A 540-nucleotide genomic window follows, 5' to 3' on the forward strand; every position below is an offset into this window, starting at 1 on the left:
GGAGTTGGAGATGGCAATTGTCTTCCTAAGACCGCTTGGCCTCCGACTTTCGTGGCGACTTCATCGACCTCATGCGGCAAGCAGGTTTCAGCGAAGAGGCCATCGATGACTACGCCAAGGCGTTCGACAACATCCCCTCCTCCAAGACCACGGTGCTCGTCCAGGAGCTCAAGACCATCGGGCAGTGGAACGTCCCCTCGAACGGGATCCTGCCGCAGTACGCCACGGGCGGCCTCATCGGATTCCCCACCGGCGGCATGATCACCGGCCCCGGCACCGGCACCTCCGACTCGATCCTCATCGCCGCGAGCAACGGCGAGTTCATGGTCAACGCCGAAGCGACGGCCCGCAACCGGCCCCTGCTAGAGGCGATCAACTCCGGCGAGCAGATCGCGACCGCGACGAAGGCGACCGGCGCCTACCCGCGCCGGCAGGCCGTCTCCAGCGGCGGCGGTGTGCACGTGTGGTTCGACTTCGCGAACGTCTCCGGCTCCCTCGAGCGGGCCATCAAGGACTCGGTCCGAGTCAACGGTTCAGGTG

General features: G+C 65.6%; 1 protein-coding gene. It reads left to right on the forward strand.

What is annotated here, in order from left to right; translation table 11 throughout:
* Positions 1-71: 71 nt before the first annotated feature.
* Positions 72-540 (forward strand): hypothetical protein (locus ABFX50_RS51110; protein ID WP_346158569.1); only part of this gene is annotated, 469 nt, incomplete at its 3' end.

The organism is Nonomuraea recticatena, from assembly GCF_039533245.1.
GTDB lineage: Bacteria > Actinomycetota > Actinomycetes > Streptosporangiales > Streptosporangiaceae > Nonomuraea > Nonomuraea roseola.